We start from the raw sequence: 14,473 nt of genomic DNA, 5'->3' as shown, positions 1-14,473 counted from the left end.
CGGCACTAGTTCATCCGGCTGGACGAACCTCCCGTGTCCCGGCAGCGGAGCAGGCCGAGTTCGGTCAGGTCGTCGAACCACAGCCAGCCCGCCTCCCTGGCGATCCTCACCGCCTCGACGCGCGTACGGGCGTCGACCTTGTTGAGGATCCGTGCCAGGTAGTTGCGAACCGTCCCGCCGGACAGGCAGAGACGGTCGGCGATCTCCCCGACCGGCGCCCCCTCGGCCGCGGCCTGCAGGACCTCCAGTTCGCGTGCGGTGAGCGGGTTTCTCTTCGCGTTGAGTGCGGCGACGGCCAGCTCGGGGTCGACGACCCGCTCACCGGCGGCCACGCGGCGTACGCAGTCGGCGAGCTGGTCCGCCGGGGCGTCCTTGACGACGAAGCCGCGCGCCCCGGCGTCCAGTGCCCGGCACAGCGCGGCCGGGGTCGCGAGCCCGGTCAGGATCACCGTCCCGCATTCGGGAAGCCTGCGGTGCAACTCCGCCGTCGCGGTGAGACCGTCGGTGCCCGGCAGTCCGATGTCGACGAGCGCGATGTCCGGGCGGTGGAGCAGGCAGGAGCGGACCACCTCGTCACCGTGACCGACCTCGGCGACGACTTTGATGTCACTCTCCGTGGAGAGCAGGGCGACCATGGCTCCGCGGACGAGATGCATGTCCTCGGCGATCAGGACGCTGATCATGAATCGTCTCCCCTTGCTGCATCACGCGCTCTCACCCGGCCCGGGGACACTACCCAAGGAAGTCGGGTGACTACCGCAAGTCCGAGTTAAACACGAAACACTGGGCGTTGAACCGTGATTCGCGCAGGTAGGAGACTTCAGCGCGCGGAAAATAGGGGTCGGCGGTCATCGGGCGCGCTCTCAAAAAGTACGCGCTACCCGTATGAAACGGCCTAAACGGCCGTGAAGATCAGGGACGGAAAGTGGTACACCTCCTTCCCCGGAGCGGTCGGTTTCGTGTTCGCCGGACACCGGACGCCCACTCCGGGGAAGGGCTTTCGGCTGCGGTCCGTTACCGGAACACCGCCGTGCCGGACACGGTCGGACCGAGACGCCCCCGATGGACGCGGTCAGACCGGTGCACCCCACCGGACGCGCTCAGACCGGCGCCGCGGCCTCGTGATGTTCCAGCAGGACGTCGGTCAGCAGGTAACCGCCGTGGATCAGGTGGGACAGCGGGCGGGTGCGCAGTTCCCGGTAGTGATCGGCGATCCGGACCGCCGCCGCGGCCGGAGTGGCGGCACTCGTCCACAGTGGCCTGTCCCGTTCCTCGGAGACGGGGACGATCCACCAGAAACGGCACGCGTCGTCCAGGCGGGCGACCAGGCCGTAGTAGACGGAGATGACGATCTTTCCGGACGGCAGGCGATGGACGTCCGCCGGAATGTTGTGGGATCGGGCCAGCAGGGCCGCCAGCTCACGAGCCCGGAGTTCGACTGAGGGGCACTCAATGTCTTCTGGGGTTCTGTGATCAACGGTCACGCTGGCGAGGGTAAAGATCCAGAGGCTCCCGCCTCAACGATGTTGCGCGATGTTGCGAGTCCGCTCCTCGCGAAGGATCGCCTCTCACGAGACCTCACTTCTCAAAAGGGTGTATCACAGGGCATCGTTCTCGCGAGACCTCACTTCTCACGAGACTCCGCTCCTCATCGCGCTTCACCTCTCGCGGAACGCACTCGCCGCGGTTCGCAGCAGTTCGCGGGCCTCTTTCCCGTACACCGCGGCGCCGCTCAGCGCCTGGAACGCCTTCTCGTACACGACCACGTCGCCCGGCGCCTTGTGCTGGATCTGGCCCGGCACGGTGTCGACGCGGACGCGGTTGGCGTCGTATATCCAGAAGTTCTCCGGTGGCATAAGGGGCGGCCTGATCGTCGCGGGGACGATGCCGAAGGACACGTTCGCGGTGCCGGAGGTCAGCTCCGCCAGCCGGTCGAGTTGGGCGACCATCTGCTCGGGGCCGACCAGTGGCATGCGGAGCGCCTGTTCCCCGACGACGAACGCGAACCGCTTGCTCCCGTTGCGCATGACCTCCTGCTGTTTCAGCCTCGCCGCGACCGCGGCGTCGATGTCGTCGGGGATGCCTCGGAAGTCGATGACGGCGCGCAGGTGACCGCGGGCGTAGTCGCCGGTCTGGAGCAGGCCGGGGACGGCCGAGTGCTGCCAGACGCGGAACTGGTGGGTCTTGTCGTACAACGGCTGGAACGAGCGCTGGACATGGCCGAGGCCGCTCTCCTCCAGGCGGCGCCACTCGGTGTACATCGCGTCGATGTTCTGGGCGGCCGCGATGAGGTCGACCACCTGCTCGTCCGCGTCGCAGGCCTCACACCAGGTGCGGATGTCCGCCTGGTTGGGCATCTGGACCGCGTTCTCGATCTTGGAGATCTTGGTGTGGTCCAGGCCGGTCTTCGCCGCCAGCGCTCGCCCCGTCAGCCCGGCGTCGGCGCGGAGCGCCCTGAGCCTGGCGGCGAGAATGCCTTTGGCCTCGTCGATGCGTGCTGTGGAGGTCGCCATCTCCATCACCTCGTCACCGCGAAGGGTTGGTGCTCCGACAGTACGGCGGATGTTGCGATCTGTCTCAAATGTTGCAAATAGTTGCGAAAAATCGTGGGCACGCTCCCATCACCCCCCCGGCTCGCCGCCCCCTCCTGCCCCGCCTGTTTCGCCCGGCGACATCGCCGACGGAACGAGCCTCGACCGGGCGGGCCGGTGACGGGCGCAGACCGGCCTGGGCGGTGAGCCAGGTGAGGCGGCGGGACCGTAACCGCGTGCCTGGGGTACCCTGTATCCGTTTCCATGAATTGCGAACTTACGCAATTGGTTACATGATGGTGCCATCAGGTGAGACCGAGATCAGGAGTGTGCCGTGAACGGGTCCTTCGCCGCCACGCTCAGGAAGAGAGCACGCCGGGCGGCCGCGGTGTCGGAGGCGGCCCGCCGCGGCGATGACGTCGACGAGCCGAGGCCGGCCGCAGCGAAGTGGGAGCATGTGCCGCGAATGACCCGTGCACACGGTGTGCCGATCGGGCCGGACGAGACCGGGCCGGACGGGGCCGTTCTGTGATGTCGGTTCCGCTGTACGAGGCCAAGGCGGAGCTGTTCCGGCTGCTGGGCCACCCTGTCCGTATCCGGGTGCTGGAGCTGCTCCAGGAAGGGCCGATGCCGGTACGGGACCTGCTGGCGGCCATCGAGGTGGAGCCGACGGGGTTGTCGCAGCATCTGGCCGTGCTACGTCGTTCAGGGATGGTCACCGCGCACCGTGACGGCTCCACCGTGGTCTACGCTCTGGCCGGCGGTGATGTGGCGGAGCTGCTTCGCGCGGCGCGCAAACTGTTGACGCAGTTGCTCACCGGGCAGCGCGAGCTGTTGAGCGAACTGATCAAGACCGAGACCGGCACCCCGTGATCCCCTTGCTCTCCTCGGGCTGGGGCCGCCTGCGCGACGTGCTGCCCGAGGGCGGAGATTGGGCCGCGATGGGCCGCCGTCCCCGCCGTGACCTGCTGGCCGGTCTCACCGTGGCGATCGTGGCGTTGCCGCTGGCTCTGGGGTTCGGCATCTCCTCGGGCATGGGCGCCGCGGCGGGTCTGGCCACCGCGGTGGTCGCCGGGATTCTGGCGGCGCTGTTCGGCGGTTCGAGCCTGCAGGTGTCCGGTCCGACCGGGGCGATGACAGTGGTGCTGGTGCCGATCATGCATGCTCACGGCGCCTCCGGTGTGCTGATGGTCGGTGTGCTGGCGGGGCTGATGCTGATCGCGCTGGCGTTGAGCCGCGCGGGCAAGTACATGGCACTGGTGCCGGCCCCCGTGGTGGAGGGCTTCACCATCGGCATCGCCTGTGTGATCGGCCTGCAGCAGGTTCCGTCCGCCTTGGGCGTGCCGATCCCGGAGGGGGACAAGGTCCTCGCCGTGGCCTGGCAGGCCGCGCGGGATTTCCTCGTCCGGCCGCTGTGGTGGGCCCCTGCCATCGCCCTGGCGGTGGCCGCGGTGATGCTGTTGGGGGCGCGATGGCGGCCCGCCGTACCCTTCTCCCTCGTCGCCGTGGCCGCCGCCACCCTGTTCACGCAGGTGGTCGATCCGCCGGTGGCGCGCATCGGAGAACTGCCCGCCGGGTTGCCCACTCCCTCGCTGGCCTTCATGGACATGGGCGCGCTGAGCTCGCTGCTCGCTCCGGCGGTCGCGGTCGCGGCCCTGGCCGCGCTGGAGTCGCTGCTGTCGGCCGCCGTGGCCGACGGCATGAGCGTCAACCACAGGCACGACCCCGACCGGGAACTTTTCGGCCAGGGTCTGGCCAACCTCGTCGTCCCGCTGTTCGGCGGCGTCCCGGCCACCGGCGCCATCGCCCGTACCGCGGTCAATGTCCGCTCCGGCGCCCAGTCACGGCTGGCCGCGCTGGCCCACGCGGGCATCCTGACCGTGATCGTGCTCCTCGCCGCCGACCTGGTCTCCCGGATCCCGCTCGCCGCGCTGGCCGGCGTGCTGCTGGCCACCTCGGTGCGGATGGTGGAGGTCGGCTCGGTCAAAGCCATGATCCGCTCTACCCGCCGCGACGCCGTCGTCCTGGTGCTGACCGCGATCGCCACCTTGGCGCTTGACCTGGTCCAAGCCGTCATTCTCGGCCTGATCGTGGCCGGTGCGCTGGCGTTGCGCTCCATCGCGCGCGACGTCCGCCTGGACATGACGCCGATTCATCCCGAGTCGCCCGGCGATCACAGCGAGCAGGAACACGCCCTGCTCTCCGAGCACATCGTCGCCTACCGCCTGGACGGTCCGCTGTTCTTCGCCGCGGCCCACCGTTTCCTGCTGGAGCTTTCCGAGGTCGCCACCGTCTCCGTCGTGATCCTGCGCATGTCCCGCGTCACCACCATCGACGCCAGTGGCGCCCTGGTCCTCGGCGACGCCATAGAACGGCTCCAACGCCGTGGCATCACCGTCTACGTCTCCGGTATCCGCCAGGGGCACCACCAGCCCCTGCACGCTCTCGGCGTCATCGCCCACCTCGACCAGGCCGGCCGCGTCTTCGCCACCACCCCCGAAGCCATCGAGGCCGCTCGTGACCGGCTCCGGCAGGCCGGGGTCCTACCCGCGACCGCCACTCCCTGACCTCGGACCTGGGTGGTCACGGCAGCGGAAGGCCAGAGCGGGCCACCGACACCGGACCGGGACGGCCCGTGTTCGGCCGCGTCTCTCCGTGGAGCACTTCTCGGCGGTCCGGGTCAGGATTGTCGGGCACAAGCCTTACGGTAGGGCGCGTGCCAGAGACGAACCACGAGATCACGCTCGACTCGGCCCTCACCGAGGAGGCCGTGCTCTCGACCTACCGCCGCATGTTCGCGGCGCTCGCCCGCGACAGCGGCGCGGTGGTGGACGACCCCGCGCTGGTCGACATCGCCGAGACGCTGTTCGCGGCGTTCGCCGAGGCGGGCGAGGAGTGGCTGACCCACGAGCAGATGCGCCACGTCTGCCGGGCCTACCCGCTCGACCGGTTCGAGAACCGGCTCAGGGTCCTGCGCGGCCTCGGTGCGATCCGGGAGGTGTTCCCCAAACCCAACCAGCTCCGCTACCGCGCGTCGTTCACCAGCGTGGTGGGGCTGATGTTCATCCGCCGGATGATGGACGACGGCGGCCAGTCGGAGATGCACCGCCTGCTCGCTCTCGAAGACCTCAACGTGGCCGACCCCCGCACGACGATGGAGGAGGCTCGCGCCAGCGCGCAGAACCTGTCGCGCGCCTTCCGGCTGTGGGCGCTGGAGCTGATCACGCTGACCGGCGGCACCATCGAGGAGCTGCGCGAGCAGGCGCCCAAGCTGTGGGGCACCGAGGAGATCGCCAGGCGGGCGCAGAGCCTGCACGGCACCATCCTCACCCGCTGGCCCGACCTCGACCGCACCTGCACCGAACTGCGCGCCGCGATCTACTCCTACAGTGACGCCTCGCGCCGCGCCGCCGGGCGCCTGGCCGACTCGGCGGGCACGACGAGAAACCTGACGCTGCTTCCCGCGGAGACCTGGCGCACCTTCGCGCAGACCGCGAGCAAGGAGCGTCTGGCCTCCGTGCTCGACGGCTTCGTCTTCGACGCCCCCGCCCCCTGGCACGACCCGGCGGCGATCGTCAGAGCCGTGGACGAGAGCCCTCGCCCGGCACCCGCCCAGCCCACTCCCCCGCGTTCGGCCCTGCCCGACCCCGGCACCGCCGACGCCCACGACCCCGGCGTCGACGGCCTCGACCACCTGACCGCGGTGGCCGAGGCCGCGCTCGCCGGGCGCCCCACCGCCCGTCTGGAGGAGTTGCTCACCGCCGACGGCGAGTGGGTCTCCGCTCGCAGGCTGCTCGCAGACCTCGTCTCGGCCGACCTGCGTCCCGACTCCCCGTACCGCCTGCGCTGGTCCGACGGCCTCACCGCCGACCCCGGCGGTGAGCCCGCCTGGCTCTCCCACGGCCATCTCGAAAGGACCGGCGGTGCCGGCTGACCCGCGACACACGTCGCCCCCGACGTCTCCCGCGCACGACCGGGTGGTCGCCACGGGGGCGGCGCACGAGCGGGCGGCGAGACCGGCCGACGTCGAGCCGTCCCGGATGGCGCATGTCCGTGCCAGGGCGGGCGGACCTCTCACGCTCGCGGCAGGCGAGGCGGCTCCCGCCGGGATGGCGCGGCTGGGGCGCGGCGACGGCACAGGGCTCGCGCTGCCGGTCTGGCCCGACGGGGCAACCCCGTCGCTCCTGGAGGAATACCAGGTCGCGCCGGTCGCGGTGGAACGATCCGGGGAGACCCGGCGGGTGCTGGCCGCGGCCCTGCGATGCTGCTGGACCGATCTCGCCTCCGACCCCTGGCCGGGCACCCCGGCCAGGGTGGACGACGTGCTGTCGGCATACCGGGCACTGATCGGGCGCGGCGACGACCTCATGCGTAACTGGGCGGTCGGCGCGCTGCGCCGCCTGCACGACTCGGCCTGGCTGGAGGTCGCCGACGGGCTGGTACGGCTCGGCCCCCGGTGCGCCTCCTGGCCCGCGACGTCTCACGCCCAGTTGCGGGAGCTGATGCGCCGCCTGCCCACGGGTGAGGAGGTTCCCGGCGGTCCGGAGGTGCTCCCTGTCGTCGCGGAGGCTCTCGACGACGCGGAAACGGGAGCCGCTGTCACGATCCCCGAGGAGGTCGACGAGGATCTGCTCGGTCCGTTCGACGAGCGGCGCAGGGCCGAGGTAGTGGCGGCGTTCATGGCGGTGGAGCACGCGGCCGAACCGGTGCACGAGGCCCGTTTTCCCGCGCTGCGCGACCCGGTGCTGCGCCGTACGCTCGCCGAGATGCTGGAGCGTCGCGGCCGGGTCCTGATCCACGACCGCGACGCGTGGATCTCGGGTTACGCGCCCGAGACGCTCGCGGGCCCGTTCCCGGGAGCGGGAGCAGAAGCGAGAACAGGCTCGGGAACGGGAGCGGGCTCGGCTCTGGGTGAGTCCGAGCGGGCGGTTCTGGTCCTCGTGCTGATCCACTCGGTGGCGATCCCTCGGGCCGACGGCCTGCTGCCCGCCGACAGCTGGCTCTCGCCGTTCCCCGCCCAGGTCGACGAGCTTCGGCGGCACACCAGGTTGCCGATCGGTGAGCTGGACGCCGCGCTGCGCACCCTGCGCCACGCGGGTCTGGTGACCCAGGTGAAGGCGGGCGAGGAGGCGGGGGGTTACGTGCCGGGGCCGCAGTTCCACCGGCTCACCCCGCAGGCCAGGCGTCACCTGCAGGAGGAGCTGATCCTCGCGGCGGGACCGCACACCCCGCTGGCGGCGGCCGTACGGGCCAACCGGCGGTGAGCGGACCCGATGACGGGGTGCCGGGGTCCCGCCGGCCCGACCGCCTGGCGGGCGCGAGGAGGCCCTCCCTCATGACGAGCCGAAGCCGGGACGGGGTGCCGGAGATCCGGCGCTCCGGGTGCCGGAAGCCGGATGGAAGAAAGGAACGACGGGGTTGACCGAGCAGCGGAACCAGGCCGCGAAGAGCTCGCGCGAAAGCCGAGCCGGGGGCGCGGAAACCCGCGCCGACACGGCCGGGGCCGAAAACGCCCAGGCTGCAACCTCCCAGGGCGAGGTCACCGGAGCCGCTCGCGTCAGGAAGGTCCGGGCGCAGGGCACTCGGAGCGAGGACGTAAAGGACTCCCGGGGGGAGAGCGGCGGGAAGACCCGGACGCAGAGCACTCGGAGCGGGGAGGCCGCGGTCTCCCAAGGGGAGGGCGGCAGGAGGGCCCGGACGCAGGGCACTCGGGGCGGGGAGATCGGAGGTTCCCGGGACGCGGGCGGGGGGACGCAGGCGACCTTGGTCCCCGTGGAGCCGACTCGCGCCACCGCCCCGAGCGAGAACGTGGTGGGCGACCGGGTGCTGATCGCCGTGCAGCCGGTCAACATCTCGCGGCTCTCGACCCATCCGGTGCCGACCGTTCCCGGCACGCTGATCGTGGTCGCGGGCGCGGGGCCGAAGGACTCCAACGGCGCGGGCAAGTCGTCGTTCATCGCGATGATCACCGCGCTGCTCGGGGACGAGCAGTGGCGTTTCGCCTCGGGCGCGAAGGCGGTCTCCGAGCTGCTGTTCAACGCCGAGCTGGCGGCGGGCGGGGGCGGCCGCACGTGGGCCAGCGCCGACCACGGCTACATCGTCGGCGTTTTCGCACCGGCCGACTCCGTCTCCGTGCACATCGGACGCGACGGCTCCCCGCAGACCGGTTCCGTCCGTACCGGCTCCGGCCACACCGTTGCCGAGAGCGCCGACCCCGTGGACGACACCGCTCTCGTGAACGGCGGCTCCCCGGGCATCGGGCACCCGAACGCCGGCTCCCCCGACGACGCCTCCCTGGACGACGCGGTGACCGTGTGGCTGCGGGTCAACCAGGAGGCCCCGCACCTGGAGATCCGCTGGATCCAGGGGGTGCACCTGGCGGTGGCGGCCTCGGAGGCGGAGCGGGTGACGCGGGCCGACGCACTGTGGGCGGCGCTGCCCCGCTCGGCGGGGCGCCGCGACGTGGTGGCGCGTGACCTGACCAGGTTCCTGTACGGCGACCGCGTCAGGTGCGTGTCGTTCCTGTCGACCTCGGTACGCAGCAAGGTCGCCACCAACCTGCTCTCCCAGCCGCTCAACGAGATCTCCCCCGAGCGGGTCTTCGAGGCGATCGCCGCGCTGACCGGCCTGGACGCCGAGCTCGACCAGGAGCGGGAGGCCCGCCGCGACGAGCACGCCAGGCGGGTGCGGGCGACGCGGGCCGTGGAGCTGCTGCGGGAGTTCGAGGCCGAGTCCCACACGCTCCTGGAGACCTTCGACAGGCGTGACCGTGCCCGCGTCCGGCTGGCCGGCGCGCTGCGCTGCTGGCGGGGGCGGCTGGCGCGCAGGCTCACCGACGCCGGGCAGCGGGACGAGGCGCTCGCGGCCGAGCTGGACCGGGTCCACGCGGCGGGCGCGCGTGCCACCGAGGCGATCGGCGAGGTGAGGGCCGAGATCGCCACGCTCAAGGACGACACGCTGGAGCGCGGGCTGGCCGAGGCCCGCAGGGAGCTGAGCGCACTGCAGGCGCGCGCGGCGAAGCTGGACGCCGACCGGGCGGTGGCGGAGAACTCGGTCGACGAGCTGCGCGGCTGGATCCCCGGTCTTGAGGAGCAGCGCCGCCTGGCCGACGGGCGCGACGTGACGACGGCCGGTGCGGAGCTGACCGCAGCGAGGACGCGGCTGAACGAGGCGCTGAAAGCGCTGGGCGTGGCCGACCGGGAGGCCGAGGGGGCGAAGACCGCGCTGGACGACGCCGAGGGCGGCCCGGCGGCGGCCCAGCTCAACGCGCTCGCCGAGGCGGGTGTCGGCGCGACCGGCCTGCTCGACGCGATCGACGTCGCCGAGCAGGCGCGCGACGACGAGAGCGCGCCGGGTCGGGACGGCCGGGCGGCGCCCGCGCTGGGAGCCCGCGGATGGCCGCACGAGCACACGGTCGTCGTCGACGCGGCCGACCTGGAGGCGGCGGCGCGGGCGCTGGACGCGCTGCCGGGGTCCGTGCTGGTCAGCGCGGCGGGCGTCACCGTGGTGGGATCGTTCGAGGTGGCCGTCACCGGCAGGGAGGCCCGCATCAAGGCGGCCGAGCAGCGGCTGCACCGGGCGCGCGACGCGCAGGAGAGCGCGGCGGCGGTGGTACGGGCCGCCGAGGACGCCGTGGCCGAGGCAGGCAGGAGGCTTGAGGGGGCGAAGGCGTCCGTGCAGCTGGCCGACATCGAGCGGCGGCTCGCCGAGCGCCGAGGCGCGCTCACCGAGCTGTCCGAGGCGCTGGCCAAGATCGCGCCGAAGGTCGACGAGGCCGAGCGCCGGGCGAGCACCCTGGACTTCCGCGCCCGTACGAGAAGCATGGAGATCGAGCGTCTGGAGGGGCGCAGGGCCAGGTACGAGTCCGACCGCGACCAGGCCGCGGCACAGGCGGCGAGGATCGCCGCCGACCGCGACGCGCTCGGGCTGGACGCGCTGGCCGGCGACTGGGGCGGCACCCTCGACGGAGCCCGCGAGTGGCTGGGTGCCCTGGAGGAGCAGGAGCGTCCGCTCACGTCCGAGGAGTGGTGGCGGGCCGCCGAACGCCACCTGGACGAGGCGCTGCGCGACACCTTCCCCACCTTCCCGGGCGAGGACGAGGAGATGCCCGAGGAGCTGCGCTTCCTGGTCGGCGAACGGACCGCGCCCGGTGCCGGGCGCACCGCCCGCGAGCAGGCGACGTTCCCCGGCGTGTGCTCCACACTCGCCTCCTACCTGCGTGGTCAGGAGGAGTACGAGCGGCATCGGCGCCGCCAGATCGAGACGCAGATCGTCACCCGGCAGCGCGACCTGACGGCCGCTGCCAGGGGTGCCGAGGAGGCCGCCCAGTCCACCGCCGTGCACCGGGCCGCGCTGACCGCCGCGATCAAGGCGCGGCTGACCCGGGTGGCCGAGGAGTTCGACAAACTCGACACCTCCTACGGTGGTTACGGCGCGACGCTGGAGTTTCCCGTCCCGCCCGCGCCCGCCGACCCCGAGCAGCGCTGGGCGTGGCGGGTGACGCCCAAGTGGCGCAGGGGCGAGGGGCAGGGCTTTGTGCCGTACAACCGGCGGGCCAACACCGCGCTGATGGACGAGAAGGCGGTGAAGCTGGTCTGCGCGGCGGCGATCGCGTCCTCGGGGGGCGGGCACCTGTGCCTGGTCCTCGACGAGCTGGGTCGCAACCTCGGCAAGGAGCATCGCAGGGAGGCGGTGGCGCTGTTCCGCAGGATCGGCGAGACGTACGGGATCACGGTGATCGGCGCGCTGCAGGACGACATGGAGCCGTACGCCGTCGACGCCTGCGGGCAGTACGTCAAGCTGCGCCGCTCCTCCGACGCCATGCCGTACAACGAGCCGCCGGTCGTCATCGGCCACGACCTGCACGCCGAACGGGTGCGTGCCCTGGCCTCCGCGGTGAGCCGGTGAGCGTCCCGCGGTCGCGGCGCGGACGCGCGCCGCGACCGGGGACCACCCGCCGGAGACCAGGGCCTCCGAGCGGGGACGGTCAGAGCGGCCGTCTCCGGGCGGCGTCAGACGGTGTCAGGCCGCGAGCCGCATGTGTTCGTACGCCCATTTCTCGAAGGTCGTGAGCGGGATGCCGAAGGCCCGCGCGTACTCCGGACGGGCGAGCTGACCGGCCGCGTTGAGGAACTCGTGGGAGGCGACGCCCGCCCACGGCATTCCTGCGGCGACCGCCTCCTCCATGGTCATGTCGGGCGCGGTCACCTCGGTGCCCAGGGTGCGGGAGAGGACCTCGGCGATGTCTGCCATCGTCAGACATTCGCCGGCCAGTTCCAGCTCGACCTCGTGGAAGCGTTCCGGCTCGGCGATGGCCGCGGCGGCGGCCGTGCCGACGTCGGCGGTCGCGACAAGGGAGAGCCGGGTGCCGGGCTTCAGCACGGTCGCGAGGCCGCCCTCGATGCCGCGCGGGAACAGGTACGCCAGGGACGGGAGGAAGTTCTCCATGAAGAAGCCCGGTTTGATGATCGTCCAGTGCGTGAAGCCCGCCTCACGCACCCGGTCCTGTGCGCCGGACTTGGCGGCGAGGCCGGGCTCAAGCGCCGCCCAGCGGCCCTCGGCCCAGCCGGGGGTCTCGACGTGCTGCCCCGCGCCGGTGACGGAGGTGTGCACGAACTGCGGCACGTCCGCGGCCAGCGCCCCTTCGACCAGGTTGACGGCCTGGGTCAGCTCGCCTTCGAAGTCGAAGGCGTCTCCCTTCAGCGCGGGCATCTGCATCGAGAAGACGGCTCGGGCTCCTCGCGCGGCTCTGACCACGGAGTCTCGGTCGTCGAGGTCGCCGGTGACCAGTTCGGCGCCGAGCGCTTCGACCGCCCGTGCCCGGTCGGTCGTGGGGTCGCGGACCAGAGCCCGGACGGGGACGCCGTTCGCGAGCAGGGCGCGGGCGGTGGCGCCCCCCTGCCGTCCGGTGGCGCCGGTGACCAGGACGGGTGCGGGATTGGTGGGCATGAAGCCTCTCCTCGGGTGTGCGTTCACTAAACGGCGGACCCCGCCGTTTATATTCGAGTAAGATACGGCGGACCCCGCCACTTAGCAAATGTTGAGGTGAGACCATGCCCGTCAAGCGGGCGGACGCCCGGCGCAACTACGCGCGCCTGCTCGCCGTGGCCGAGGAGGCGATCGCCGCGTACGGCGCCGACGCGTCCCTGGAGGAGATCGCCCGCACCGCGGGAGTCGGATCCGCCACCGTGCGCCGTCACTTCCCCAGCCGCCACGCACTGCTGCAGGCGGTCTTCCGCGAGCGGGTCGAGGCCCTGTGCGCCCGTGCCCGCGAGTTGACCGAGAGGGCCGACACCCGGGCCGCACTGCTGGAGTGGCTGCGCGCCGTCACCGCGGACGCCGCGACCATCCGGGGGCTGGCCATCGCACTGACCCGCGAGCGGGCGGCCGGCCCCGACGTGGCGCCCGAGAACTGCTGCTCGGCGCAACTCACCGAGGCGGGCGCCCCCCTGGCACGCCGCGCCGCGGACGACGGCGCCCTCGCACCGGGCGTGACCATCACCGACCTGCTCAACCTGATCACCGGCATCGCCCTGGCCACGGAGCACCACCCGGACCCCGCCACCGAGGCGGACCGGCTGTTCGCCCTCACCGTGGCGGGGGTGAGCCCTCCCCGACGGTAAGTGCCACGCTCTGGAGTGAACGCCGGCGCGTGGTCACGGGCGGAAGTCGGCGACGCGTGCGGCCCACGGGCGTTCATGTTGTTTTCTCCGGACCGCGAGGACCGCGAGGACCGCGCCGGACACGACAGGGCCTCGTGGTCCCCTCGATTCGGGCTCCGAGCGTCAGACGATCTTCGCGGCGGCGGCGCGGACGAGGCGGGCGGCGCGCGGACGATCCGCCGGACCGTCACTTCCAAGTGAATTACAAGATCGTGCGCCTAGGGTCACCGGCGTGCGAGAAGTGGTTGTCGTGGGTGTTCTCATCGCGGCCCTGAGCGGCTGCGCGTTCGAAGGCGGGGAGCGGATGACGGGTACGGCCGATGCAGGGCGAGAGACCACCGCGGAGCGGCAGGCCGGGGCGGCGCAGGTTGAGGCCGGAGTGCTCAAGGGACGGGTCGTCGACGCGGCGGGCAGGCCCGTCGCGGGCGCGGAGATCGTCGCCGACAACCGGCTGCTGTACAACAGCAACCTGGTCGTGACGACCGACGAGGACGGCCGCTATCGGGTGAGCAGCGACGTCGCCGCGGCCACCTTCCGGGTGACCGGCATCGTGACCCGCCGCTTCGAGGGCCGCGCCTACACGATGGACCTGACCCCTCACGACGACGCCTCCTTCGTCGGTGCGGACGGTGCGATCCGCGACTTCACCTGGCGGCTCACCGGTGAGCGCTCCGACGGACTGGGTTTCTACGGCAGCATGGTCCTCTTCCACCTGGAGTCCTACGACCCGCAGGACCCGCAGACCTTCCTGCAGGACGAGGACGTCACGCTCACCCTGACTCCGCAGGGACCGTTGATCGACGGCTCGGCCGGCGAGGTCATCACCCGCCGGGCCGAGCGCAGCGGCGACGGCTCGGGGGTGCTGGACGTGCCCATCGGCCGCTACCGGATCACCGCCGAGCATCTCGGACGCCCTCTGAAGATCCGGATTCGCGACACCGGCGAGTACGGCGAGGCCGTCGTCGCCGACTTCGAGCGCTTCCTGACCACCGTCCACCGCATCCAGCTCGACCTCAAGCCTTGACGAGGCGCTCAAGGCGCTGGGCCATGGCCGACCGGGAGACCGAAGGGCGAAGGTCGCGCTGGAGGACGCCGAGGGTGGCCCGGCGGCCCGGCCCGACGCGCTCGCCGAGGCGGCCCGGCTGTCCGCCCTCACCGTGGTGGGGGCGAGCCCTCCTCAGCGGTGAGTACCACGCTCCGGCGGCGGGTGCCCTTGCCCCTCTCGACGACCACGAAGGACACCATCGGCTGGGATTGCACGCTCGTTCCATTGACGAGATC

General features: G+C 72.0%; 11 protein-coding genes. 7 read left to right on the top strand and 4 right to left on the bottom strand.

The window, feature by feature from the left end:
• Nucleotides 1–5: 5 nt before the first annotated feature.
• From ACIBH4_RS02065 to ACIBH4_RS02055, 3 genes are all read right to left on the bottom strand, one after another.
• A complete protein-coding gene (locus tag ACIBH4_RS02065; RefSeq protein ID WP_350944124.1) occupies nucleotides 6–683 on the bottom strand; it encodes a response regulator transcription factor in 678 nt (225 codons plus the stop codon).
• 417 nt (nucleotides 684–1,100) lie between these two features.
• A complete protein-coding gene (locus ACIBH4_RS02060) occupies nucleotides 1,101–1,484 on the bottom strand; it encodes a hypothetical protein (RefSeq protein WP_362763444.1) in 384 nt (127 codons plus the stop codon).
• 174 nt (nucleotides 1,485–1,658) lie between these two features.
• Entirely contained in the window at nucleotides 1,659–2,513 is an 855-nt protein-coding gene (locus ACIBH4_RS02055; protein WP_362511864.1) for a helix-turn-helix transcriptional regulator, read from the bottom strand.
• Nucleotides 2,514–3,062: 549 nt separating this feature from the next.
• Between ACIBH4_RS02055 and ACIBH4_RS02050 the strand changes: the two genes are divergently transcribed.
• From ACIBH4_RS02050 to ACIBH4_RS02030, 5 genes are all read left to right on the top strand, one after another.
• Nucleotides 3,063–3,404 (top strand): metalloregulator ArsR/SmtB family transcription factor, encoded by a 342-nt coding sequence (locus ACIBH4_RS02050; protein ID WP_362511861.1) that lies wholly within the window; start codon nucleotides 3,063–3,065, stop codon nucleotides 3,402–3,404.
• 68 nt (nucleotides 3,405–3,472) lie between these two features.
• Nucleotides 3,473–5,098 carry a SulP family inorganic anion transporter gene (locus ACIBH4_RS02045; RefSeq protein ID WP_362512318.1) on the top strand — a complete coding sequence of 542 codons (1,626 nt, stop codon included), beginning with the start codon at nucleotides 3,473–3,475 and terminating at the stop codon, nucleotides 5,096–5,098.
• A 149-nt stretch (nucleotides 5,099–5,247) separates the two neighbouring features.
• A complete protein-coding gene (locus ACIBH4_RS02040) occupies nucleotides 5,248–6,465 on the top strand; it encodes a hypothetical protein (protein WP_362511858.1) in 1,218 nt (405 codons plus the stop codon).
• Nucleotides 6,455–7,795 carry a hypothetical protein gene (locus tag ACIBH4_RS02035; protein WP_362763447.1) on the top strand — a complete coding sequence of 447 codons (1,341 nt, stop codon included), beginning with the start codon at nucleotides 6,455–6,457 and terminating at the stop codon, nucleotides 7,793–7,795. The genes ACIBH4_RS02040 and ACIBH4_RS02035 overlap by 11 nt, the downstream gene beginning before the upstream one ends.
• A gap of 508 nt (nucleotides 7,796–8,303) precedes the next feature.
• Nucleotides 8,304–11,438: a chromosome partitioning protein ParA gene (locus tag ACIBH4_RS02030; RefSeq protein WP_362763449.1), complete on the top strand. Its 3,135-nt coding sequence runs from the start codon at nucleotides 8,304–8,306 to the stop codon at nucleotides 11,436–11,438.
• Nucleotides 11,439–11,552: 114 nt separating this feature from the next.
• Here the strand turns inward: ACIBH4_RS02030 and ACIBH4_RS02025 are convergent, their stop codons facing one another.
• On the bottom strand, nucleotides 11,553–12,479 hold the full coding sequence (locus tag ACIBH4_RS02025; RefSeq protein ID WP_362763452.1) for an NmrA family NAD(P)-binding protein: 927 nt from the start codon (nucleotides 12,477–12,479) through the stop codon (nucleotides 11,553–11,555).
• Nucleotides 12,480–12,583: 104 nt separating this feature from the next.
• On the opposite strand from ACIBH4_RS02025, the gene ACIBH4_RS02020 reads away from it, so the two are divergent.
• Both ACIBH4_RS02020 and ACIBH4_RS02015 read left to right on the top strand, forming a co-directional pair.
• Complete coding sequence (locus tag ACIBH4_RS02020) at nucleotides 12,584–13,153, top strand: TetR/AcrR family transcriptional regulator (RefSeq protein WP_362511846.1); 570 nt, start codon at nucleotides 12,584–12,586, stop codon at nucleotides 13,151–13,153.
• Between the two features lie 271 nt (nucleotides 13,154–13,424).
• Nucleotides 13,425–14,216: a carboxypeptidase regulatory-like domain-containing protein gene (locus ACIBH4_RS02015; protein WP_362511843.1), complete on the top strand. Its 792-nt coding sequence runs from the start codon at nucleotides 13,425–13,427 to the stop codon at nucleotides 14,214–14,216.
• Nucleotides 14,217–14,473 lie beyond the last annotated feature (257 nt).

Source organism: Streptosporangium sp. NPDC050284, assembly GCF_044459525.1.
Classification (GTDB): Bacteria; Actinomycetota; Actinomycetes; order Streptosporangiales; family Streptosporangiaceae; genus Streptosporangium.
The sequence above is the reverse complement of the archived record's forward strand: the minus strand, read 5'-3'. Positions and strand labels throughout refer to the sequence as shown.